The organism is Streptomyces sp. SID5464, assembly GCF_009862985.1.
GTDB lineage: Bacteria > Actinomycetota > Actinomycetes > Streptomycetales > Streptomycetaceae > Streptomyces > Streptomyces chartreusis_D.
In genome coordinates this window covers 1-22,779 of record NZ_WWIQ01000002.1, presented here as the reverse complement: position 1 = coordinate 22,779, position 22,779 = coordinate 1, and the positions used below count along the sequence as shown (strand labels likewise).

Below are 22,779 nucleotides of genomic sequence, written 5' to 3'. Positions count from 1 at the left end.
GGCCTCAGGGACAACGCCGAGAACAGGACTACGCCGCCAGCCGCTCCGCCTCCGCGACAGCCTCCTCCAGCGTGTCCACCACCGGCACCCCGACCGCCTCCAGACTCGCCCGACTGTGCGACCCGCCGGTGTACAGCACGGCCCGAGCCCCCACATGCCGCGCAGCCACCGCATCATCCGCCGCATCCCCGATCACAACGGTGCGCTCCGGATCCACCCCACCCAGGGACCCCAGATGCCGCACCATGTGCTCGGCCTTGCTACCCCCCGACGGCCCGGTCCGCCCGTCCACGCGTATGAAGTGCGACTCGATCCCGAACCCCCGCACCAACGGCACGAGCTCCTCATGCACGTACATGCTGAGAATCGACTGACTGCGCCCGGCCGACCGCCACCCCGCCAACAGCTCCGCGGCCCCCACGGTCAGCCCGCACGTCACCCGGTGCTCGGCGTAGTACCGATGGAAGATCTCGTCCATGATCTCCCACTCGGCCTCCGACGGCAGCCGCCCGATCAGCCGCTCATAGAACTTCGGCACCGGTACGCAGTACAGCTCCCGGTACTTCTCCAGCGTCAGCGGCTCCAGCCCCAGCTCGGCGAACGCCGCGTTCGTCGCCCCGATGATCGCGTCGATGTCATGGAACAGCGTCCCGTTCCAGTCCCAGACAATGTGCGCGCCCGTCTGCTTCCCCATGCCCCAAAACGTACCCGCCCCCACTGACAATCAAGAGAACGGCAACTCAACGCGCCCCCCTGAACCCCGAGAGCACCCGCCCGGGGGCTCAGTTCCCGCGCCCCACCAGGTTCGGAATCTCCTGCGTGGCGAACCACAGCAGCTCGTGGTCCTCCGCCCCGTCCACGACGAACTGCGCGTCGTCGTCCCCACCGTCCGCCGTCGGCAGGGCCTCGGCCGCCGCCGTCACGTCCGCCTCCGCGTCCGCCGCGTCGACATGCACGGACGCCGCCTTGGCCAGCGCGACGGGGCCGGCGACCCGCACCTCCCCCAGCGCCGCAGGGTCGAGCCCCCGGTCGGGGTCCGCGCTCGCGGCCCGGTCGGGCACGTCCAGGGCCACCACGACCCGCCGCCGCGGCGCCTCCGGATCGGCGGCCAGCAGCCGCAGCGAGGCCAGGGCGGCCCGGCTCAGCGCCGCGTACTCCAGTTCCTCGATGTCGTCGGAGAGGTACCACTCGCGCAGCCCGGGCGTCACGGCGTACGCGACGAACGGCCCGGCTCCCAGCTCACCCGTCTTGTACGCCTCGGAGAGACCGGGGAGGGTCAGGGGCACGTAGACACGCATGGCTGGCCGCTTCTTTCGTGGTCGTTTCGTGGTCGCTGTCGCGGTCGGAGGGCTCCGGAGGGCCTTCAGGATACGTGCGGCGCGTCCCCTTTCGAGTTCCGCCCTGTGACGCCGGACGCGGCAACTCCGGGCCCGTCATTCACCCGGTCCACCCCCGCACCGACTGGCTTCACGCCCTCCACATCACCCGGATAGGTGAACATTTCCGGCCCCCGCCACCCGGGGTCCGCTTCCTTGCCCCTGCCCCCGCCGGCCCCGTACAAGATCACCAACCCGAAGTTACTCCCCGGTATCAACCGGGCCCACGAAACGGGGACCCCCCATGTACAAGGTCATGACGAGGGCACAGCAGCGCCCGGCCACCCGCCCACCAGCCCGCCGCGACCCGCGCCGCCCCGGCGGCAGCGCCGGCGCACGCACCCCCGGCGGCACCACCCCGCGCACCCCCGGGAGCCCCACTCCCCGCACACCCGGCGGCACCGCCCCACCCCGCACGCCCGGCGGAGGCCCCGCCCGCACCCCGGCAGCCGACGGCCGACCCCCGGGCTCCGCCCGCACCGCGAGCCCCCGCACCCGTCCCACGGACACCCGCCCACCGACACCCTCCGCCACCCCCACGGCACCCCGCAGGGCGACGGGAACCACCGCCCCGGCCACCCGGAACACCACACCCGTCCCGACCTCCCTGGCCACCGCATCGCGCGTCCCGGCCCAGCACCCCCACCGCCCGGCTCCGGCCCCCCACCGCCTCCCCACCGACCTCTTCGCCGACCTCCTGCTCGCCGTCCTCAGCGGCCACCGCCCCGTCCACTCGATGCTCCGCCACACCCGGGGCCGCGCCTACGACGAACTGACCTGGCTCGCCGAGCGCGGCCCCCTGCGCACCCGCGGCACCCGCCCGGTCGTCCGCGACATCGGCTACTTCGAACCCCGCCCCGGCGCCATCGAGGCCTTCGCCCGCATCGGCGCCGGCGACCAACTGCGCGCCATGGCGTTCCGCCTGGAACTCGGCCAGGACCTCCGCTGGCGCTGCACGGCGGTGGAACTCGGCGGCCCCCGCCCGCCCCGCGCGGAGGCCGACTGAGCCATCGCGGTAGGCAGCAGAGCCGCCGATCCCACCGAACCGAAGGGCCGGACACCCTCGGGTGTCCGGCCCTTCAAGCCTCTACGGTGCCTCGGCGACCGTCACTTCTTGCGACGGCCCCGGCTCCGCGCCTGCTTGCGGCGCTCCGCGCGCGTGAGGCCGTCGGCCTCGGAACGCACCGGCTCGTCGTCGGTGGCGAAGTCACCCTCGATGGTGCCGCCCTCACCGTCGACCGTCGGCGCGGAGAAGTGGAGGTTGCGCCGCTGCGGGGCGTCGAGCCCCTTGGCGCGGATCTCCGGGCGGGCACCGGCCTGCGCCGGCACCGTGTCGTGCTTCTCCAGGTCGGCCACCGGCTTGGTGTCCTCGACCGGGACCTCCTCGACCTGCTGCTCGACCTGGACCTCCAGGTTGAACAGGTAGCCGACGGACTCCTCCTTGATGCCCTCCATCATGGCGGTGAACATGTCGAAGCCCTCACGCTGGTACTCGACCAGCGGGTCCTTCTGCGCCATGGCGCGCAGGCCGATGCCCTCCTGGAGGTAGTCCATCTCGTAGAGGTGCTCGCGCCACTTGCGGTCGAGGACCGACAGCACGACCCGGCGCTCCAGCTCACGCATGATCTCGGAGCCGAGCTGCGCCTCGCGCGCCTCGTACTGCTCGTGGATGTCGTCCTTGATGGAGTCGCCGATGAACTCGGCGGTCAGCCCGGCCCGGTCGCCGGCCGCCTCCTCCAGCTCCTCGATCGTGACGTTGCACGGGTAGAGCTGCTTGAAGGCGCCCCACAGCCGGTCGAGGTCCCAGTCCTCGGGGAAGCCCTCGGCGGTCTCGGCCTGGACGTACGCGTCGATCGTGTCGTCCATGAAGTGCTGCACCTGCTCGTGCAGGTCCTCGCCCTCCAGGACGCGACGCCGCTCGCCGTAGATGACCTCACGCTGTCGGTTGAGGACCTCGTCGTACTTCAGGACGTTCTTACGGGTCTCGAAGTTCTGCTGCTCGACCTGCGACTGGGCGGAGGCGATCGCGCGGGTGACCATCTTGTTCTCGATCGGCACGTCGTCCGGGACGTTCGCCATCGACATCACGCGCTCGACCATCTGGGCCTTGAACAGCCGCATCAGGTCGTCACCGAGGGAGAGGTAGAAGCGGGACTCGCCGGGGTCGCCCTGACGGCCGGAACGACCGCGCAGCTGGTTGTCGATCCGCCGCGACTCGTGCCGCTCGGTGCCCAGCACGTAGAGGCCGCCGAGCTTCTCGACCTCTTCCTTCTCTGCCTGGACGGCCTTCTCGGCGCGCTGGAGCGCCTCGGGCAGGGCCTGCGCCCACTCCTCGATGTGCTCCTCGGGGTCGAGGCCGCGCTGGCGCAGCTCCGCCTCGGCGAGGTCCTCGGGGTTGCCGCCGAGCTTGATGTCCGTACCACGGCCGGCCATGTTCGTGGCCACCGTGACGGAGCCCTTGCGGCCGGCCTGGGCGACGATCTGCGCCTCACGGTCGTGCTGCTTGGCGTTCAGCACCTCGTGCTGGATGCCGCGCTTGCTGAGCTGCTGCGAGAGGTACTCGGACTTCTCGACCGAGGTGGTGCCGACGAGGATCGGCTGGCCCTTGCGGTGCTTCTCCTCGATGTCGTCGACGACCGCCTCGAACTTGGCGACCTCGGTCCGGTAGATCAGGTCCGACTGGTCCTTGCGGACCATCGGCCGGTTGGTCGGGATCGGCACCACGCCGAGCTTGTAGATCTGGTGGAACTCGGCGGCCTCGGTCATGGCCGTACCGGTCATGCCGCACAGGCCGGGCAGTTCCTTGCCCTTGTGGTCGTGGCGCTTGTAGAGGCGGAAGAAGTTCTGGAGCGTGATCGTGGCGAGCGTCTGGTTCTCGTCCTTGATCGGCACCCCTTCCTTCGCCTCGATCGCCTGGTGCATGCCCTCGTTGTAACGGCGGCCCGCGAGGATACGTCCGGTGTGCTCGTCGACGATCATGACCTCGTCGTCGATGATGACGTAGTCCTTGTCCTTCTTGAAGAGCTCCTTGGCCTTGATGGCGTTGTTCAGGTAGCCCACCAGCGGGGTGTTCACCGACTCGTAGAGGTTGTCGATGCCCAGCCAGTCCTCGACCTTGGCGACACCGGACTCGTGGATGGCGACCGTGCGCTTCTTCTCGTCGACGTCGTAGTCGCCGGTCTCCTCGATGCCCTTGAGCGGCTGGCCGGCCTCGCCGCGCTTGAGGCGCTTGACCAGCTTGGCGAAGTCGCCGTACCACTTGGTGGCCTGGTCGGCCGGGCCGGAGATGATCAGCGGCGTACGGGCCTCGTCGATGAGGATGGAGTCGACCTCGTCGACGATGGCGAAGTTGTGGCCGCGCTGGACGAGCTCGTCCTTGGACCACGCCATGTTGTCGCGCAGGTAGTCGAAGCCGAACTCGTTGTTCGTGCCGTACGTGATGTCACTCGCGTACTGCTCGCGGCGCTGAGCCGGCGTCATGTTGGCGAGGATGCAGCCGACGCTCAGGCCCAGGAAGCGGTGGACGCGGCCCATCATCTCGGAGTCGCGCTCGGCCAGGTAGTCGTTCACCGTGATGATGTGGACGCCCTCACCGGACAACGCGTTCAGATAAGCCGGCAGCGTGCCGACGAGGGTCTTGCCCTCACCGGTCTTCATCTCGGCGACGTACCCCATGTGCAGGGCGGCGCCGCCCATCATCTGCACGTCGTAGTGCCGCTGGCCCAGGACGCGCTTGGCGGCCTCGCGGACCGTGGCGAACGCCTCGGGCAGCAGGTCGTCGAGCGTCTCGCCGTCCGCGTAGCGCTGCTTGTACTCATCGGTGAGGGCCCGCAGCTCGGCGTCGGAGAGGTCGACGAAGTCCTCTTCGATGGAGTTGACCTGGTCCGCGATGCGGTGCAGCTTGCGCAGGATCTTGCCTTCGCCTGCACGCATGATCTTCGAGAGGACGGACACGGGGGTTGGTCTCCTTGCCGGTCGGGCCTGGGACGGTCGGTTACCACTTGACTTACTGAGCAACGGCCATCGTATGCGAGGACCCCACCGCGCCGGGAGGGCCTGCCGCGACGGCGACCGTCCGCTGCTTCATTTCGCTTTCACTCTGCTTCAAAGGGGACAACGTCCGGGCACCTCGGATGGTGCCGCATCCTCCGCCCGAATTACGCGAAGCGTGATCACACCCTCACCCACAGCAAACAGATGGTGCTTTTCGAGGGCCGCCCCCCACAATCGGCCGATGGACCCCGTCACACTCACCACGGACCGCCTCCTGCTGCGCACGGTCGGCCCCCAGGACACCGACGCGGTGTACGACGCCTGCCAGGATCCCGACATCCAGCGCTGGACCACGATCCCCTCGCCGTACCTCCGCGAGAACGCCGAGGCCTTCACGGAACAGTTGGTCCCCGACGGCTGGGCGGACGGATCCATGTACACCTTCGGCGTCTTCCTCCACTCCGGAGAACTCGCCGGCATGGTCGGCATCACCATGCGTGCCCTGGGCGTGGGCGAGATCGGCTTCTGGGCCGCCAAGCAGCACCGCTCCAACGGCTACATCACGGAGGCCGCCCTCACGGCCTGCCGCTGGGCCTTCGTCCACGCCGCGATCGACCGCGTCGAATGGCGCGCCGAGGTGGGCAACCGCGCCTCCCGCGCGGTGGCGGAACGAGCCGGCTTCACGATCGAAGGCACGCTGCGCGCCGCGACCAACAACAAGGGCGTACGCCGCGACACCTGGATCGGCTCCTTGCTCCCGTCGGACCTGAGCCTCCCGTCGACGGCCCCTTACTTGCCGGCGCGCGCTTAGCTGATCAGCTGCTGAGCTGCTGAGCTGCTGAGATGCGGGCAATCGTGCCGCAAAGGACGGCATGAGTGGGCGCAGCGGCACCCCGCTACGCCGGGCTGCGCACCCACCCGGCCCCAGCCCCAACACACAGCACCCCACACCCGACCCCGCAGGCTCACGCCCCACCGCCAGTCCCACTGTCAGTCCCACCCCCTATCGTGCAAAACCATGACCACCCCGCGCCCCGCAACAGAGCTCTCCGCAGACGAGGCCCGCAGAATCGCGCTCCGCGCCCAAGGCTTCCTCGGTGCCCCCGACCGCCGCTCCGGCGTCCGCGGCATCCTCCGCCACCTGGGGGCGATACAGCTCGACACGATCTCGGTCCTGGCCCGCTCCCACGAACTCGTCCCGTACGCCCGCCTGGGCGCGGTAGGCCGGAAGACAGTGGAGAACGCCTACTGGAAAGACACCCACGCCTTCGAGTACTGGTCCCACGCGGCCTGCATCCTCCCCATCGAGGAGTGGCCGCACTTCGCCTTCCGCCGCCGCGCCTACCGCAACCGCCCGCACTGGAACCACGAGCTCCCGGACGGCGCCTACGACGAGGTCATCAAGCAGCTCCGTGATGAAGGCCCCCTCACGGCGACGGAGTTGGGCGGCGCGAAGAAGACGAACGACTGGTGGGACTGGTCCGGCTCGAAGGTCGCCGTCGAACGCGCGCTCATGTACGGCGAGGTGGTCTGCGTGGAGCGCCGCGGCTGGAAGCGCGTGTACGACCTCGCCGAGCGCGCGATCCCGGACGCCCTGCTGCACGACGAACTGGACGACACCGAGTGCGTGCGCCGCCTGGTCCGCCTGGCGGGCCAGTCCCTCGGCGTCGGCACGCGCGCGGACATCGCCGACTACCACCGCCTCAAGGGCGAGCAGGTCGACGCGGTGATCGCCGACTCAGGCCTCGTCCCGGTCACGGTCGAGGGCTGGGGCAAGCCGGCCTGGGCCGACCCCGCGGCCCTGGAGACACCCCCGCGTGGCCGCCACCGCACCACGCTGCTCTCGCCCTTCGACTCCCTGATCTGGGAACGGGCGCGCACGGAGCGGATCTTCGGCTTCACCCACCGCCTGGAGGCCTACGTCCCCAAGCAGAAGCGGGTGTACGGCTACTTCGCGATGCCCGTCCTGGCCGGCGGCCGGCTCGTCGGCCGCGTGGACCCGGCCCGCGAAGGCCGCACGCTGGTGGCCAAGCAGATCACGCTCGACGGCGCGAAGGCGGTCCCGGCCGTGGCCCAGGCCCTGGCCGAGGCGGCGACCTGGGTGGACTGCACGGACGTACGCGTGGAACGGGTCGACGCACCGGACCTGCGCGAACTCCTCGTCAAGGAACTCGCCCGCATCCTGGCCTGAGCCCCACCGGATCAAAGGATCACCGGAGACCGGATCACCGGATCTCGAGGATCTTCTCCCGCATCGCATACACCACCGCTTCCATCCTGGAGTGCAGCTGAAGCTTCTCCAGGATGTTGCGCACATGGTTCTTCACGGTGTTCTCGGAGATGAACAACTCCTTGGCGATATCGCGGTTGTTCATCCCCGTCGCGACGAGTTTGAGGACTTCCAGTTCACGGTCCGTCAGCCGCGGCGCGGGCACCAGCCGGCGTTCGTCCGTGCGCTGGATCATCGACTTGAACTCGGTGAGCAGCTTCGACGCCATGGACGGGCTGATCTGCGACTGCCCGTCGGCCACCGCGCGAATGGCGGTGGCCACCTCGTCCGTCGAGATCTCCTTGAGGAGATAGCCGGTCGCGCCCGCCTTGATGGCGTCGTAGAGATCGGCTTCCTCGTCGCTGATCGTCAGCATGATGATCTTGGCGCTGGGGGCGACCTCCTTGATGGAGGTGCACGCCTCGATCCCGCCGCGCTTGGGCATCCGCACATCCATCAGGACGATGTCGGGCAGCAGGTCGGCGGCCTTCTCGACGGCCTCGGCGCCGTCGCCCGCCTCCCCGATGACCTGGATGTCCTCCTCCGCCGCCAGCACGATCTCCAGGCCACGGCGGAACAGGGCGTGGTCGTCGACCACAAGGACTCTGATCGGTTCCTTGCGTGGAGAGTCCGTGTCCGGGCCCATGCCGACGACGCCGTCGTCGGCATCCTCGTCACGCATCGGTCCGAAGCTGTCCGCCATCGTTCCTCCCCCTGAAGGCTGTGGCCTGTGGTCCTGAGCCATCGCCAACCCAGAGCAACGACCCACCGGTTGGGCCGTGGCCAACCATGATTTCATGCCCGGACGACACCAGGGTGACGGAGCGGGGCGTCGAGTGGTCGCACGGGGGTGCCCCTGGGGGCGCACACGCGCTCCAGGGGCACCCGCTCCGCTGTCACCCGGCATGGTCAGCCGCCGAGCGCACCGCCTGCCTCGGGGGCGTGCGCGTGTGTGACCATGGTGTCCGTCCTGAGGTGGATCACGCCGTAGTCGTAGGCGTGCCGTCGGTAGACGACACTCGGTTCCTTGGTCTCGGAGTCGACGAACAGGTAGAAGTCGTGCCCGACCAGTTCCATCTCGTAGAGAGCCTGGTCGAGGGTCATCGGGGCTGCGACGTGGGTCTTCTCGCGGACGACGATGGGGCCGTCACCCTGCACTTCCAGCGAGCCGATCTTCTTCGTGGGGACGGCCTCTTCCGGCTCCTCCTCCGGAGTCGGCACCAGGCCGTTTCCGTTGAGCGTCGCCACACCCGGGACGTGGTCGGCGACCTCCGCGGCCGAAATCCGGCGCGCGCCACGGCGCGAGAACCGCTTGTCGTGTTGCCTGCGCAGCCGGGCTTCCAGCTTTTCCGCCGCCAGGTCGAGCGCCGCGTACGGATCGCTCGCCGCTGCCTCCGCCCGGATCACCGGACCGCGGGAGCGGAGCGTGATCTCCACTCGGTCACAGCGGTCGGCCTGCCTGGGGTTCGGCTCCTTGGACACCTCGACGTCGAGGCTGATCACCTTGCCATCGAGCTTCTGGATCTTCTCCAGCTTCAGCTTCTCGGCCACGTGCTTCCGGAACCGCTCGGGCACCTCGGTCTTGCGGCCCTTGACGACGATGTCCACGCAGAACTCCGTTCCCGGATCGCTCCGCTTCGGTGCGGAGCGTCTCCCTTTTGCACCAGGTCCCGGTGTGCCCCGGAACCTCGGACTCGGTGACTTCCACCTCCTCCCCCGTGGGCGAGATCTCCACTCCACCGTCGCGAGTGATGAAGAAAAAACCCGCGGCACGGCATTCGGATTTGAGAGGTGTGGCCTGCGGCTTTCCCTCTCAACCGAACATATCTCGCCTGGACGGATGTCGTCACCCTCTACTGCGGCGTACCTCCGTTCAGGTGAATAAGCCCTCTCGTTACCTGCAACGACGCAAGATCTCAGTCAGTTCCGGTTTATTTCGAAAGAGTCCGGTGGTGCCGCGACCACTGCCGCGCCCACCACGTCGACGACTCCGCCGGCGCCGCCCGCGCCCGTCATTCCCTGCCGGCCGGGCCACCGGCCCGTCCTCTCTCGCCTTGTTCCGACGTTCTGTTCCTCTCTGCTTTCCCACGTCTCACCCCCGTACACGGCCCCGGCCCCCGAAGCGTTCGAAACCGGCCCCGCCGCCCGCACCGCCCGCGCGGCCTCCGCCAAGGACGCCCCCGTGGTCATCAGGTCGTCGACGAGGACGACCGGCCCGCCGGACAGCAGCCGGGCGCCTTTGGGCACCACCGCCAGCGCGCCCGCGAGATTGTCCAGCCGCTGCCGGGAGTTGAGCCCCGACTGGTCGGCGACGGTCCGAACCTGCCGCAGCGCGCCGAGCACCCTGGCCGGAACCCCGCACCGCCGCAGCTCTCCCGCCGCCGCGAGCGCGATCCGTCGCGCGGGATCATGCCCCCGGGCCCGCACGGCCCGCCGCCCCGACGGAACGGGCACGAGCAGCACAGGAGCCCCGACGTCCCCGGACCACGCCCTCTCAGACCCGGCCCAGGAACCGCACCACGCCGCCGGAAGTCCCGCCCGCACGGCTTCCGCCAAGGCCACCCCGAGCGGACGGGCGAGCGCCAGGGCGCCCCGTTCCTTGTGGGCCAGCAGCGCCGCCCGCACCTCGTCCGCGTACCCAGCCGCCGCGTGCACCACGGGCAGCCCGGGCGGCTCCGGCACCGGCCGCACCCGGCGTGCCGCGACTCCGCTCAGCACCGCACGGCACTCCGGACAGAGCACCGTACGAGGCCTCCCACAGCCCCCGCACTCGGCCGGCAGCACCAGGTCGGTGAGGTCCTGCCACCACCCCCGCATGGCCACCACTGTGCCCACCCGGACCCCGCCCTGCCACCCCTGTGGACAACGACCTGTGGACGACTCCCCGCCCGGCGAACCACTCGCCCCCCACACGGGTGACGGCGCGATGGGACGGCCCGTGGGACAGTCCGTCGGGGCCCGGTGGGGCGACTCCTGAGGCGGCCCAGGGAGCGACCCGCGACGCGACAAGCGACGCGACACCCGGCAGAAGCGACCGATCCGAAAACGCGCCCCCGGGCACCGGCCACGGGGGCGTCACACCTCACCCCGGATAGACCGGCGCCGTCCCCTCCGTCACCTTCTGCCACTGCGCGCCCGACGGCAGCCGGACGATGCCGTCCACCGAGTACGCCACCAACGGCAGCCGCTCGTCCTCGGCGGCGGTGACCTCCTTCACGCCGGTCAGGGCCGCGGGCGCCGGAACGTCAGGCGTGGAGCCGTCGACCTGGACGTACCGCATCTGCTCCACGCCACCGTGCTCACGCCCGACCACCACGAGCCGGCTGTCCCCGGCCCACGACATGGCCGTGACCTCCTCCAACTCCGGCGTCGCCGAGCGCAGTTCGACCACGCTGACGGTCGGCTGTTCGCCCGGCTTCCCCTCCCGCTCGATCAGCCCGATGAGCAGGGTCTTCTTGCCGCCCTTCTCCACGACGAGCGCGATCCGCACTCCGTCGGCGGCCACCCGCACAGCCTGGACCCGCCCGTCCAGGTGCGGCACGCGCACCTCCAGCGGATCACCCTTGCCCTCCTCCAGCAGGAGCAGCCGGGGCTTGTCCGAGTCTCGGTCGGCCACCCACAGGCCGTCGTGCGCGTCCCAGCTGGGAGTCGTCAGCCGGTCGGCCTCGGTCCGGCCGTGGCTGCGCAGTACCGGCTCGCCCAGCGAGCCGCCCGAGACCAGCGACCCCACGTACAGCGACTTGCCGTCGAGGCTGACACCGGCCGCGGTGTGCTCGTCGCGCGACACCGCCACCGACCGCAGTGCCGTGTCACCCTCGCCCAGCGCCCCCGGCGCCGGGTCCGGCTTGGTGTCGCTGCTGCCCGCCGGGATCCGCACCAGCCGGTCCTTGGCGTCGACGAAGTACAGGTAGTCGGGGTGGCGCGCCGAGCTCCGGGAGGCGGCGGCATCGGCCGCGCCCTGCGCGAGCGAGCACAGCTCCGCCCCGCCGACCCGCAGCTCGACCTCCTCCACCGCGGGGCTGAGGCTCTGCAACGTGAACAGCAGCTGTGCCGCCATCTCCTCGCACCGGTTGGTGCCGACGCCCGCGGCCTTGTCGTTGAGCGGGACGGTCAGCTTGTTCCGGTCGTCGGGCGTCAGGGCACCGGCGTTCTTCGGCAGCGCCGTGCCGGTGGGGAAGCTCGACCGGACGACGGGCCCCAGCCACCGCGTGGGCCCGCTCAGGACGGAGCGCACCACCTGCGTCATCGGGTCCACCCGCCGGCGGACGTACACGGGGTCGGCGACCGTGGTGGGCTGGGTGTCCGCCCCGGCCACCGTGGTGTTCGAAGCGAAGTAGTACTTGTTGACGGACATGTAGTTGCGCTGGAAGTCCGACTCGCCCATGACGACGCCCTGCGGCAGCGCGTCGATCCGCCACTGCCGGCTCTTCTCGTCCTGCGTCAGGTGCACGGTGCGCCCGTACGCCCCGGTGGCCGGCGCGTACGCCTGCTGCGCGTCCACGGTGGCCACCTTGGTACCGGTGAGCGTGTACGAGATCTCGCCGGTGTCCTCCCCGCCGCCCCCCACCTCGGGCTTGGCACCCGGCCCCTCCGTCAGCACGGTGGTGGAACGCTCCGGCTGCCACGTCTTGGCGGCCTCGCCGGTCAGGTACTGCCGCGCGGTCTTGTAGTGCGGATCGTCGCTGGTGAGCGCCTCCAGGAAGCCCTGCACGATCTCCGAGGGCGGTGCGTCCTCCCCCGGCGGCACCGCGAACACACGCACCTGGGTGTCCTGGCGCGGCGTGGACTCCACACCCCGCAGATCCCCGCTGTCCGGCATCGAGGCGCACCCCGCCAGCAGCAGGACGCCACCGGCGGCGTACGCCATCACGCGCGCGGGCGTACGCCGACCACGCCCCCCACGGTCAGCGCCCACGAGATGCCTCCCCATGCCTGTCCGCGCTCTCCGCCTCTGTTTCCCGGCCCGGGCCCGCGGATCCGTCGTGCCTGTCCGCGTCCCGCGGCCCGCTGTCGTCCGGGTCTTGAGAGGCCCCAGCGGGACCACTCGGCCTGCCGTTGCCGGCCGTACTCGCCGGACCACTCACCACACCGTGGCCGTGAGTACTACCAGCCGGACCATTCACCACACCATTGCCGACCACGCCTGACGAACCACTGACCGCGCCATGGCCGGCCGCGCCCTCCGGGCCGCTCGCCCCGCCGTCGCGAACCGGCCGCTCCGGGCTCGCCTGCGCCTCGTCCTGCCGCCGCGTGCCCGAGGCGGGCCGGGGCACCACGCGCGCGCCGTTGCCCGGCAGCGCCGTCGGATCGGCCGTGGGGACCGCGGAGGCCGCACGCGGCGCTATCGGGTCCCTCGCCGGCCCCGACGGCACCGGCCCGCTCGCCGACTGTGCCGGCACGGTCGCCCGCTTCTCGCCGTCCCCGCCGCCACACGGCAGCCCGGCGTCGTCGAGCCCCCGGTTGCGCCGCGAGTCCTTGGGCTCCAGCGGTATCGGCGAGCCCCGCAGCGGCTCGTCCGCGGTCCTGGGCAGCGTCAGCCGGAACTGCGAACCGCCGCCCGGCTCGCCCCACGCCTGAAGCCAGCCACCGTGCAGCCGCGCGTCCTCCAGGGCGATGGACAACCCCAGACCCGTACCACCCGTGGTACGCGCGCGTGCCGGGTCGGCCCGCCAGAAGCGGCTGAACACCCGGGTCGCCTCGCCCGGCTTGAGCCCGACGCCGTAGTCCCGCACCGCGACCGCGACCGCGCCACCGGCCGCGGCGAGCTTGACGACGACGTCCCTGCCCTCACCGTGCTCGACGGCGTTCACGACGAGGTTGCGCAGCACGCGCTCCACGCGCCGGGCGTCGGCCTCGGCGACGACGGGCTGCTGGTCGCCGAGCACGCGGATCCGCGTGCCCTTGCGCTCCGCGAGCGGCTCGGCCCCGCTGACGACCCGGCGCACGACGTCCCTGAGGTCTATCGGCTCCGCCTCCAGCGCCGCTGCACCCGCGTCGAACCGGCTGATCTCCAGCAGGTCCGCGAGCAGCGACTCGAACCGGTCCAGCTGGTCGGCGAGCAGCTCCGCCGACCGCGCGGTCACCGGGTCGAAGTCCTCCCGCGCCTCGTGGATGACGTCCGCGGCCATCCGTACGGTCGTCAGCGGAGTCCGCAGCTCGTGCGACACGTCCGACACGAACCGGCGCTGCATCCGCGACAGGTCCTCCAGCTGGCTGATCTTCAGCTGGAGGTTCTGCGCCATCTTGTTGAAGGCCTCGCCGAGCCGCGCGATGTCGTCCTCACCGGTGACCTTCATACGTTCCTGGAGCCGCCCGGCCGACAGCCGCTCCGCAATCCCCGCCGCCATCCGCACGGGCGTGACGACCTGCCGCACCACGAGCCAGGCGATGGCCCCGAGCAGCACCACGACGAACAGCCCCGCCGTCGCCAGGGTGCCCTTGACCAGGCTCAGCGACTTCTCCTCCTGGGTGAGCGGGAAGAGGTAGTACAGCTGGTACGGGTCCCCGTTGGGGTCGTTGACCTGCTTGCCGATGGCCAGGCCCGGCTGGGAGTCCTTGATCGCGTTGTTGTACGTGATGCGGGTGTAGCTCTGCGCGGCCGTCGTACTGCTGCCGATCCGCTCGCGCAGGTCAGCGGGCACGCTCCTGCTCCAGTCCACCTCGCCGGAGGCACGCTGCCCGCGGCCGCCCGCGCCGTCCGCGTCGGACGCCGGGAGCGTCACCACCTCGAAGGCGCCCTGGCCGCCGCTGGACAGCGAGGAGACGAGGTCGCTCATCCACTCGGTGACGTTCTGCGCGGGGCGCCCGTCCGCCGTGGCGACGTCGTCGCCGGTGCCGCTCGCCGCCTCGTCGGCCCGCTGCTTGGCCACCGCGAACCCGCCCGTGGCCTGGCTCTGGGACGCCTTCACCTTGGCGTCCAGCAGGCCGTTGCGCACCTGCCCGATGACGACGAAGCCCAGCAGCAGCACCACACCCAGCGACATCAGCAGCGTGGTGACGACGACCTTGAGCTGGATGTTGCGCCGCCACAGCCGCATGACGGGCAGCAGCGGCCGGCGCACCCACCGCATGAACAGCCGGATGACCGGACTGCCCTGGACCCCGCCCTGGAGCAGCAACCCGCTCTCCAGGAACCGTGCCCAGCGGGAACCCGCCTTCTTCCGCCCGACAGGCCGCCCCGGGCGGGCCCCGGACCGTCCGGGCGCCGAAGCGGCACTGTCGCCGGACATGTCAGCTCGGCCCTGCCTTGTACCCGACACCACGGACCGTCACCACGATCTCCGGCTTCTCCGGGTCCTTCTCGACCTTGGAGCGCAGCCGCTGCACGTGCACGTTGACCAGGCGCGTGTCCGCCGCGTGCCGGTAGCCCCACACCTGCTCCAGCAGCACCTCGCGCGTGAACACCTGCCACGGCTTGCGCGCGAGCGCGACCAGCAGGTCGAACTCCAGCGGCGTCAGCGCGATCGACTGCCCGTCCCGCTTCACGGAGTGCCCGGCCACGTCGATGACCAGGTCACCGATGGCGAGCTGCTCCGGAGCGGGCTCCTCCGACCTCCGGAGCCTGGCCCGGATCCGGGCCACCAGCTCCTTCGGCTTGAACGGCTTCACGATGTAGTCGTCGGCACCCGACTCCAGGCCCACGACGACATCGACCGTGTCGCTCTTCGCCGTGAGCATCACGATCGGCACCCCGGACTCCGCCCTGATCAGACGGCACACCTCGATACCGTCCCGGCCGGGCAGCATCAGATCGAGCAGCACCAGATCGGGCTTCGACTCGCGGAAGGCGGCCAGCGCCTTGTCGCCGTCGGCCACGAAAGACGGCTCGAAACCCTCACCACGCAGCACGATGCCGAGCATCTCGGCAAGTGCGGTGTCGTCGTCGACGACAAGGACTCGTCCCTTCATAAACGACATCATCCCATTCTCATAACAGTGGCGAAGGCAGTGGTGAGGTAGGTCACCGGCCAGTGACCATAGTCGCAGCAAGCGCTACTGTCTGCCCTCGTCCGCCCGCTGTTGATCTCGACGACGGCCGGCGGCGAGCCCCTGCTGTCCTCGAAGGGACGAGGTTGCCGGAGCCCGCACCACTCCGCACGCGCTCCGGCAGCCGCCCGGCTCAGCCCGCCGCCGCCCGGCGCGACCGGGCACACACCTCGGCGAGCGCCTCGGCCGTCACCGGCGAAACCGCACCCTCCTCCGTGACGATCGCCGTCACCAGCTCAGGAGGGGTCACGTCGAACGCCGGGTTGTACGCCTGCGTCCCCAGCGGCGCCACCGGGATGCCGCCGCCCGCCTCAGCCCCGGTCACCGGCACCTGCGGCGCCACGAACTCGGTCACCTCATGACCGGCCCGCTGCTCCACCTCGATGGACGCCCCGTCCGGGGTGTCCGCATCCACCGTCGTCACCGGCGCCACCACGATGAACGGCACATGGTGATACCGCGCCAGCACCGCCAGCGGGTAGCTCCCGACCTTGTTCGCCACCGAACCGTCCGCAGCGATACGGTCCGCCCCGATCAGCACCGCGTCCACCTCCCCGGCGGCGAACAGCGAGCCGGCCGCGTTGTCCGTGAGCAGTGTGTACGCCATCCCGCTGCGCGCCGCCTCGTACGCCGTCAGCCGGGCGCCCTGCAACAACGGACGCGTCTCGTCCACCCACAGACGCCGCAGCCGGCCCGCCCGGTGTGCCGCGAGCGCCACCGCGAACGCGGTCCCCTCCCCTCCCGACACCAGCGAACCGGTGTTGCAGTGCGTGAGGATCCGGTGCCCGCCGCCGGGCTGCAACTCGTCCAGCAGTGCCACCCCGTGCTCGGCCATCCGCGCACTGGCCTCGGCGTCCTCCCGGTGCAACTGCCGCGCCGCCGCCAGCGCCGCCGCGGCCGCCTGCCTGACGTCACCGCCCTCGGCGAGCGCGGCCTCGTGGGCCGCTTGCGCCCGGCGCACACCCACGGCCAGGTTCACCGCGGTCGGCCGGGCGCTCGCCAGCGCGGCCGCGGCCTCGTCCACGTCGAAGCCCCGCACGGCGGCGAGCGCGACGCCGTACGCCCCCGCGATGCCGAGCAGGGGCGCCCCGCGCACGGCGAGCGAGCGGATCGCCTCCACGAGCGCGGGCGCGTCCGTACAGACCAGTTCGACCTCCTCGGCGGGCAGCCTCGTCTGGTCGAGAAGGACCAGAACAGGTCCTTCCGGTGGCTCTTCCCAACGGATAGCCGGGATCTCGGTCGGCCGCTTGTCATCGCCGCTGTACGCGTACTGATCAGCCATGCGGTCAGTCTGCCCCCAATCGCGCGGACAATTGAAGGTACGCAGCCCATACCGCTGCCGGTCACTCCAAGACCACCCCATGGCACGATGGCTGCCAACCTGCCGCCGCGACCGCGGACGGGCACCGTGAAGGAGCGACGATGAACGACACTCCGGGCTGGGCCTCGCCCGGATCCGCCCCGTCCGACGGGCAGAAGCCTGACGCGTCCGGCCCTGCCGAGCCCGCCGACCGCCCTGGCCCCGCACAGCCCGCGGACCAGCCGGGCCAGCCGGCCCAGGCCCCGCAGGGCCCCGGCCCGCAGTGGTCCAAGGACCAGCCGCCACCCGCCCAGTGGTCCGCCCCCAGCGGCCCTGGCGGCCCGGCCGTCCCAGGCCAGGCTCCCCCGCCCCCGCCTCCCGGCCCGGGCTGGGGCACCCAGCCCCCTGGCGGCCCCGGAGGCTACGGTCCCGGCGGCCCGGGAGCCCCCGGCGGATACGGCGGCTGGGGCAACGCCTGGGGCGGCCCCCCGCCCGCGGCCAAACCCGGCGTGATCCCGCTCCGCCCGCTCGGCGTGGGCGAGATCCTCGACGGCGCGGTCTCCACCATGCGCACCTACTGGCGCACGGTCCTCGGCATCTCCCTGACCGTCGCGGTCATCACCGAGATCATCGTCGTGCTGTTCCAGGGCCTCGTCCTGGACGACTCCAGCACCGAGGCCCTCAACGACCCGAGCGCCACCCTCAGCGAACTGAGCCGCGCCATGGGCGACGCCATGCTCAACTCCACCGTCGTCTTCGTCATCTCCCTGGTCGGCACCGTCATCGCGACCGCACTGCTCACGACCGTCACCAGCCGCGCCGTCCTCGGCAAGTCGGTGACCATCGGCGAGGCCTGGCGGGACGCCCGCCCCCAGGTCGTCAAACTCTTCGGCCTCATCTGCCTGCTGCTGCTCATCACCGCCGGCATCGTCACCGTGGGCACCCTGCCCGGCATCCTCATCGCCGCCGCCGGGAGCACCGGGCCGGGCGTCGCCCTGATCGTCCTGGGCATCATCGGCGCCGGCATCGTCGCCCTCTGGCTGATGATCCGCTTCTCCCTGGCCTCGCCCGCCCTGATGCTGGAGAAGCAGGGCATCAAGAAGGCGATGAGCCGCTCCACCAAGCTGGTCCGGGGCACCTGGTGGCGGATCTTCGGCATCCAGCTGCTCGCCACGATCATCGCGAACGTCGTCGCCTCGATCATCGTCATCCCGTTCACCTTCCTCGCCGCAGCCCTCAGCGGCGACGGCGTCACAGGCTGGCTCAACAGCGGCGGCTCCGGCCTCGGCTGGACGTTCCTCATCGTCAGCGGCATCGGCGCGGTGATCGGCTCCATGATCACGTTCCCGATCACGGCCGGCGTCACCGTGCTCCTCTACATCGACCAGCGCATCCGCCGCGAGGCCCTCGACCTCGAACTGGCCCGCGCCGCCGGTGTCCAGGGCTACGGCCCCACCGCCCCCGGCGCCGTCCCGGGGAGCTGATGCGGTGAGCTGGGCGGGGGAAGCCCTCACATCGGCGCTGCCAGGCGCCGCCATACGGACGCTGCTGCGCGCCGGCGACACCGCCGTACTGTCGTCGGCGCGCTCCGCCGACGAACCGCCCCTCACCATCCCGCGCGACCCCGCGCGCGAGGCGGCCCGGCGCGAGCTGTCGAAGCGGATGTACCACCAGGACGACCCCAGCCTGTTCCAACGCGCCCTCGACGCCTTCTGGGACTGGCTCGACAAACTGTTCAACGCCGCCTCGACCGCCACGCCCGGCGGAACACTCGGCCTGGTCGTCATCATCCTGGCCGTCGCCGCGGTCCTGGCCGCCCTGTGGTGGCGCCTGGGCACCCCGCGCCGCCAACCCACCTCGTCCGCCACCCTGTTCGACGACCGCCCCCGCAGCGCCGCCGACCACCGCGCAGCCGCCGAGGCACACGCCGCCCAGGGCCACTGGAACCAGGCCGTCCAGGAACGCATGCGGGCCCTCGTCCGCGCCCTGGAGGAACGCGCCCTCCTCGACGTCCGCCCCGGCCGCACCGCCGACGAGGCCGCCGCCGAAGCCGGCCGGGCCCTGCCCGCCCACACCGATCGACTGCGCGCCGCCGCCCGCGACTTCGACGACGTGACGTACGGCGGCCGGTCGGCGACCGAGCAGTCGTACCAGCGCATCGCCGAGCTCGACAGCGACCTGGAACGCACCAAGCCCCAGCTCGCCACGAGCAGCGCCCACAGCACGGCCCCCCACACCCGCCAGGGAGCCGCCGAATGACCACCGAGGCCACGTTCCCGTCCACCTCGGCCTCGCCCACCGCACGCCAGGTATGGACCCGCGCGCGCGGCATCGCGCTCGCCCTCGTGCTGCTCCTGGTGGGGGCCATCGCCATCGCCGTGCTCCGCTCCGACGCCCGGCACGGCGAACTCGACCCGCGTTCCGCAGACCCGGGCGGCAGCCGCGCCGTCGCCGAACTCCTCGCCGACCGGGGCGTGGACACACGCGTGGTCACCACCCTCGACGAGGCAGCCGCCGCAGCCGGCCCGGACACGACCCTCCTGGTCGCCGTCCCCGACCTGCTGACCCGAAGTCAGCAGACCCGGCTGCACAACGCCTTCGCCGACGCCCGCGGCCGCACCGTCCTGGTCGCCGCCGGCAGCGCCTCCGTCGAACGACTCGCCCCCGGCGTCACCGCCGACCCCGCCACCAGCCTCGACTCGACACTCTCCCCCGACTGCGGCCTGCCCGCCGCCCGGCGCGCGGGCACCGCCGACACGGGCGGCGTCCGCTACACCACCACCCACCTCGACGCTGACAAGTGCTACCCCAGCGAGCGCCTGTCCACCCTGCTGCGCATCCCGGACGCGACCGGGGACGGCGACACCGTCGTCCTCGGCGCGCCCGACATCCTCCTCAACGACCGCCTCGACAAGCAGGGCAACGCCTCGCTCGCCCTCCAACTCCTCGGCTCCCGCCCCCATCTGGTCTGGTACCTCCCCTCGCTCTCCGACACGTCGGCCACCGGCACCGACGACGAACGCAGCTTCTTCGACCTGCTCCCCTCGGGCTGGCTCTGGGGCACCCTGCAACTCTTCATCGCCGCAGCCCTGGCCGCCCTCTGGCGGGCACGCCGACTCGGCCCCCTCGTGCCCGAAAGACTCCCCGTGGCGATCCGCGCCTCCGAAACCGCCGAAGGCCGAGCCCGCCTCTATCGCAAGACCGACGCCCGCGACCGCGCGGCCAACGCTCTTCGCTCCACCACCCGCACCCGCCTCGCCCCCCTCACCGGCGTCCCCGTCACCCAGGCGCACACGCCCGAGGCCCTGCTCCCAGCCCTGTCCGACCACCTCCATGGCGACGGACAGGACCTGCGCACCCTGCTCTTCGGGCCACCGCCCAGCGACGACGCAGCACTCATCGCACTCGCCGACCAACTCGACGCCCTCGAAAGAGAGGTACGCCGTCCATGATGGACCCGACCACTGACAACGCCGGGCAGACCGGTGACCCGGGCGCCGCCCGAGCCGCCCTGGAGGCCCTGCGCGCCGAGATCGCCAAGGCCGTGGTCGGCCAGGACCCCGCCGTGACCGGCCTCGTCGTCGCCCTGCTCTGCCGCGGCCACGTCCTCCTCGAAGGCGTCCCCGGCGTCGCCAAGACCCTCCTGGTCCGCGCCCTCGCCTCCGCCCTCGAACTGGACACCAAGCGCGTCCAGTTCACCCCCGACCTGATGCCGAGCGACGTGACCGGCTCCCTGGTCTACGACACCCGCACGGCCGAGTTCTCCTTCCAGCCCGGCCCGGTCTTCACCAACCTCCTCCTCGCCGACGAGATCAACCGCACGCCTCCCAAGACCCAGTCGTCCCTCCTGGAAGCCATGGAGGAACGCCAGGTCACCGTCGACGGCACCCCTCGCCCCCTCCCCGACCCGTTCCTGGTCGCCGCGACCCAGAACCCGGTGGAGTACGAGGGCACCTACCCCCTCCCCGAAGCCCAGCTGGACCGCTTCCTCCTCAAACTCACCATCCCCCTCCCCTCCCGCCAGGACGAGATCGACGTCCTCACCCGCCACGCCGAGGGCTTCAACCCACGCGACCTCCACGCCGCCGGCGTACGCCCCGTGGCCGGCACGGCCGACCTCGAGGCAGCCCGCGTCGCGGTCGCCAAGACGACGATCTCCCCGGAGATCACCGCATACGTGGTCGACATCTGCCGCGCCACCCGCGAGTCGCCGTCCCTCACCCTCGGCGTCTCCCCCCGAGGCGCCACGGCCCTCCTGGCCACCGCCCGGGCCTGGGCCTGGCTGACCGGCCGCGACTACGTCATCCCGGACGACGTGAAGGCCCTCGCCCTCCCCACCCTCCGTCACCGCGTACAGCTCCGCCCGGAGGCCGAAATGGAAGGTGTGACGGCCGACTCCGTCATCAACGCGATCCTCGCCCACGTCCCCGTCCCCCGCTGATGGCACTCACCGGACGCGCCGCCCTCCTCGCGGCCCTGGGCTCCCTCCCCGTCGGGATCTGGGAACCCAGCTGGACGGGCATCCTGGCGGTCAACGCACCCCTGGCCGTGGCCTGCGCCTGCGACTTCGCCCTGGCCGCCCCCGTACGACGCCTGGGCCTCACCCGCTCCGGCGACACCTCCGTACGCCTCGGCGACACGGCGGACGTGACCCTGACCATCACCAACCCGTCCCGCCGCCCCCTCCGAGCCCGACTCCGCGACGCCTGGCCCCCGAGCGCCTGGCAGCCGGGCATGGAAACGACAGCTTCCCGCCACCGCCTCACGGTCCCCGCAGGCGAACGCCGACGCGTGACGACCCGCCTGCGCCCCACCCGCCGAGGCGACCGCCAGGCCGACCGGGTCACCATCCGCTCGTACGGACCCCTCGGCCTCTTCTCCCGCCAGGGCACCCACAAGGCCCCCTGGACGGTACGCGTCCTGCCACCCTTCACCAGCCGCAAGCACCTGCCCTCAAAACTGGCACGCCTCCGCGAACTGGACGGCCGCACCAGCGTGCTCACCCGCGGCGAGGGCACCGAATTCGACAGCCTGCGCGAGTACGTCCCCGGTGACGACACCCGCTCCATCGACTGGCGCGCCACAGCCCGTCAGTCGGCGGTCGCCGTACGCACCTGGCGCCCAGAACGCGATCGCCACATTCTGCTGGTCCTCGACACCGGCCGCACCTCGGCAGGCCGCGTGGGCGACGCGCCCCGCCTCGACGCCTCAATGGACGCGGCCCTCCTCCTCGCAGCCCTCGCCTCCCGGGCCGGCGACCGCGTCGACCTCCTCGCCTACGACCGCAAGGTCCGTGCCCTCGTCCAGGGCCGCACGGCAGGCGATGTCCTCCCGTCCCTGGTCAACGCGATGGCGACGCTCGAACCCGAGCTCGTCGAAACGAACGCCCGAGGCCTCACGGCCACCGCCCTGCGCACATCCCCTCGCCGCTCCCTGATCGTGCTCCTCACGACCCTGGACGCGGCCCCCATCGAAGAGGGCCTCCTTCCGGTCCTCTCCCAGCTCACCCAGCGCCACACGGTCCTGCTGGCATCAGTAGCGGACCCGCACATCACCGAAATGGCCAAGGCGCGCGGAAACGCCGACGCCGTCTACGAAGCCGCCGCAGCCGCCCAGGCCCAGTCCGAGCGCCACCGCACGGCGGAACAACTCCGCCGTCACGGCGTGACGGTCGTGGACGCGACACCGGACGATCTGGCGCCGGCACTGGCGGACGCGTATTTGGCCTTGAAGGCGGCTGGACGCCTGTGACGGTGAGGGCCCCTCGAAAGGGGGCCCTCAAACGCAGAAAACCCCCGCATCTTTCGATGCGGGGGTTTCCCAATATTTGTTCGGCGGCGTCCTACTCTCCCACA

At 71.4% G+C, this 22,779-nt stretch carries 18 protein-coding genes; 8 read left to right on the top strand and 10 right to left on the bottom strand.

The annotated features are described in order from the left end of the window. Nucleotides 1–28 precede the first annotated feature (28 nt). Both GTY47_RS01505 and GTY47_RS01500 read right to left on the bottom strand, forming a co-directional pair. Nucleotides 29–694: an HAD hydrolase-like protein gene (locus GTY47_RS01505; protein WP_010039816.1), complete on the bottom strand. Its 666-nt coding sequence runs from the start codon at nucleotides 692–694 to the stop codon at nucleotides 29–31. A gap of 88 nt (nucleotides 695–782) precedes the next feature. Next, nucleotides 783–1,298 carry a hypothetical protein gene (locus tag GTY47_RS01500; RefSeq protein WP_010039813.1) on the bottom strand — a complete coding sequence of 172 codons (516 nt, stop codon included), beginning with the start codon at nucleotides 1,296–1,298 and terminating at the stop codon, nucleotides 783–785. A gap of 322 nt (nucleotides 1,299–1,620) precedes the next feature. Between GTY47_RS01500 and GTY47_RS01495 the strand changes: the two genes are divergently transcribed. Further along, nucleotides 1,621–2,382 carry an Rv3235 family protein gene (locus tag GTY47_RS01495; protein ID WP_010039811.1) on the top strand — a complete coding sequence of 254 codons (762 nt, stop codon included), beginning with the start codon at nucleotides 1,621–1,623 and terminating at the stop codon, nucleotides 2,380–2,382. Between the two features lie 101 nt (nucleotides 2,383–2,483). Here the strand turns inward: GTY47_RS01495 and secA are convergent, their stop codons facing one another. Continuing rightward, nucleotides 2,484–5,330, bottom strand: coding sequence for a preprotein translocase subunit SecA (gene secA, locus GTY47_RS01490; protein ID WP_010039809.1), 2,847 nt, complete (start codon nucleotides 5,328–5,330; stop codon nucleotides 2,484–2,486). A 280-nt stretch (nucleotides 5,331–5,610) separates the two neighbouring features. Between secA and GTY47_RS01485 the strand changes: the two genes are divergently transcribed. Both GTY47_RS01485 and GTY47_RS01480 read left to right on the top strand, forming a co-directional pair. After that, nucleotides 5,611–6,180, top strand: a complete 570-nt coding sequence (locus GTY47_RS01485) for a GNAT family N-acetyltransferase (RefSeq protein ID WP_010039807.1) — start codon at nucleotides 5,611–5,613, stop codon at nucleotides 6,178–6,180. Nucleotides 6,181–6,387: 207 nt separating this feature from the next. After that, nucleotides 6,388–7,560 (top strand): crosslink repair DNA glycosylase YcaQ family protein, encoded by a 1,173-nt coding sequence (locus GTY47_RS01480; protein WP_010039805.1) that lies wholly within the window; start codon nucleotides 6,388–6,390, stop codon nucleotides 7,558–7,560. A 34-nt stretch (nucleotides 7,561–7,594) separates the two neighbouring features. Here GTY47_RS01480 and GTY47_RS01475 read toward each other — a convergent pair whose 3' ends face one another. The 7 genes from GTY47_RS01475 to mtnA all read right to left on the bottom strand — a co-directional run bounded on the left by GTY47_RS01475 (nucleotide 7,595) and on the right by mtnA (nucleotide 16,906). Further along, nucleotides 7,595–8,341 carry a response regulator transcription factor gene (locus GTY47_RS01475; protein WP_010039804.1) on the bottom strand — a complete coding sequence of 249 codons (747 nt, stop codon included), beginning with the start codon at nucleotides 8,339–8,341 and terminating at the stop codon, nucleotides 7,595–7,597. A 206-nt stretch (nucleotides 8,342–8,547) separates the two neighbouring features. Next, a complete protein-coding gene (raiA, locus tag GTY47_RS01470) occupies nucleotides 8,548–9,246 on the bottom strand; it encodes a ribosome-associated translation inhibitor RaiA (protein WP_010039802.1) in 699 nt (232 codons plus the stop codon). Nucleotides 9,247–9,558: 312 nt separating this feature from the next. Next, nucleotides 9,559–10,455 (bottom strand): ComF family protein, encoded by an 897-nt coding sequence (locus tag GTY47_RS01465; protein ID WP_029181158.1) that lies wholly within the window; start codon nucleotides 10,453–10,455, stop codon nucleotides 9,559–9,561. A gap of 265 nt (nucleotides 10,456–10,720) precedes the next feature. Further along, nucleotides 10,721–12,553, bottom strand: coding sequence for an LpqB family beta-propeller domain-containing protein (locus GTY47_RS01460; protein ID WP_029181157.1), 1,833 nt, complete (start codon nucleotides 12,551–12,553; stop codon nucleotides 10,721–10,723). After that, nucleotides 12,543–14,867, bottom strand: coding sequence for an MtrAB system histidine kinase MtrB (gene mtrB, locus GTY47_RS01455; RefSeq protein ID WP_040903183.1), 2,325 nt, complete (start codon nucleotides 14,865–14,867; stop codon nucleotides 12,543–12,545). Before mtrB ends, GTY47_RS01460 begins: the two co-directional genes overlap by 11 nt. A 1-nt stretch (nucleotide 14,868) precedes the next feature. Next, nucleotides 14,869–15,558 (bottom strand): two-component system response regulator MtrA, encoded by a 690-nt coding sequence (gene mtrA, locus GTY47_RS01450; protein WP_003990656.1) that lies wholly within the window; start codon nucleotides 15,556–15,558, stop codon nucleotides 14,869–14,871. Nucleotides 15,559–15,757: 199 nt separating this feature from the next. Next, nucleotides 15,758–16,906, bottom strand: coding sequence for an S-methyl-5-thioribose-1-phosphate isomerase (mtnA, locus tag GTY47_RS01445; protein ID WP_010039791.1), 1,149 nt, complete (start codon nucleotides 16,904–16,906; stop codon nucleotides 15,758–15,760). 140 nt (nucleotides 16,907–17,046) lie between these two features. Here mtnA and GTY47_RS01440 point away from each other — a divergent pair, with 140 nt between their 5' ends. Genes GTY47_RS01440 through GTY47_RS01420 form a run of 5 tightly spaced genes read left to right on the top strand, consistent with a single transcriptional unit; the run spans nucleotide 17,047 to nucleotide 22,675 of the window. Then, nucleotides 17,047–18,408 carry a proline-rich domain-containing protein gene (locus tag GTY47_RS01440; RefSeq protein WP_029181156.1) on the top strand — a complete coding sequence of 454 codons (1,362 nt, stop codon included), beginning with the start codon at nucleotides 17,047–17,049 and terminating at the stop codon, nucleotides 18,406–18,408. A 4-nt stretch (nucleotides 18,409–18,412) separates the two neighbouring features. Then, entirely contained in the window at nucleotides 18,413–19,183 is a 771-nt protein-coding gene (locus tag GTY47_RS01435; RefSeq protein WP_010039789.1) for a DUF4129 domain-containing protein, read from the top strand. Then, nucleotides 19,180–20,376 carry a DUF4350 domain-containing protein gene (locus GTY47_RS01430; RefSeq protein ID WP_010039788.1) on the top strand — a complete coding sequence of 399 codons (1,197 nt, stop codon included), beginning with the start codon at nucleotides 19,180–19,182 and terminating at the stop codon, nucleotides 20,374–20,376. The genes GTY47_RS01435 and GTY47_RS01430 overlap by 4 nt, the downstream gene beginning before the upstream one ends. After that, nucleotides 20,376–21,365, top strand: coding sequence for a MoxR family ATPase (locus GTY47_RS01425; RefSeq protein ID WP_010039786.1), 990 nt, complete (start codon nucleotides 20,376–20,378; stop codon nucleotides 21,363–21,365). The genes GTY47_RS01430 and GTY47_RS01425 overlap by 1 nt, the downstream gene beginning before the upstream one ends. Next, entirely contained in the window at nucleotides 21,365–22,675 is a 1,311-nt protein-coding gene (locus tag GTY47_RS01420; RefSeq protein WP_010039784.1) for a DUF58 domain-containing protein, read from the top strand. Before GTY47_RS01425 ends, GTY47_RS01420 begins: the two co-directional genes overlap by 1 nt. Nucleotides 22,676–22,779 lie beyond the last annotated feature (104 nt).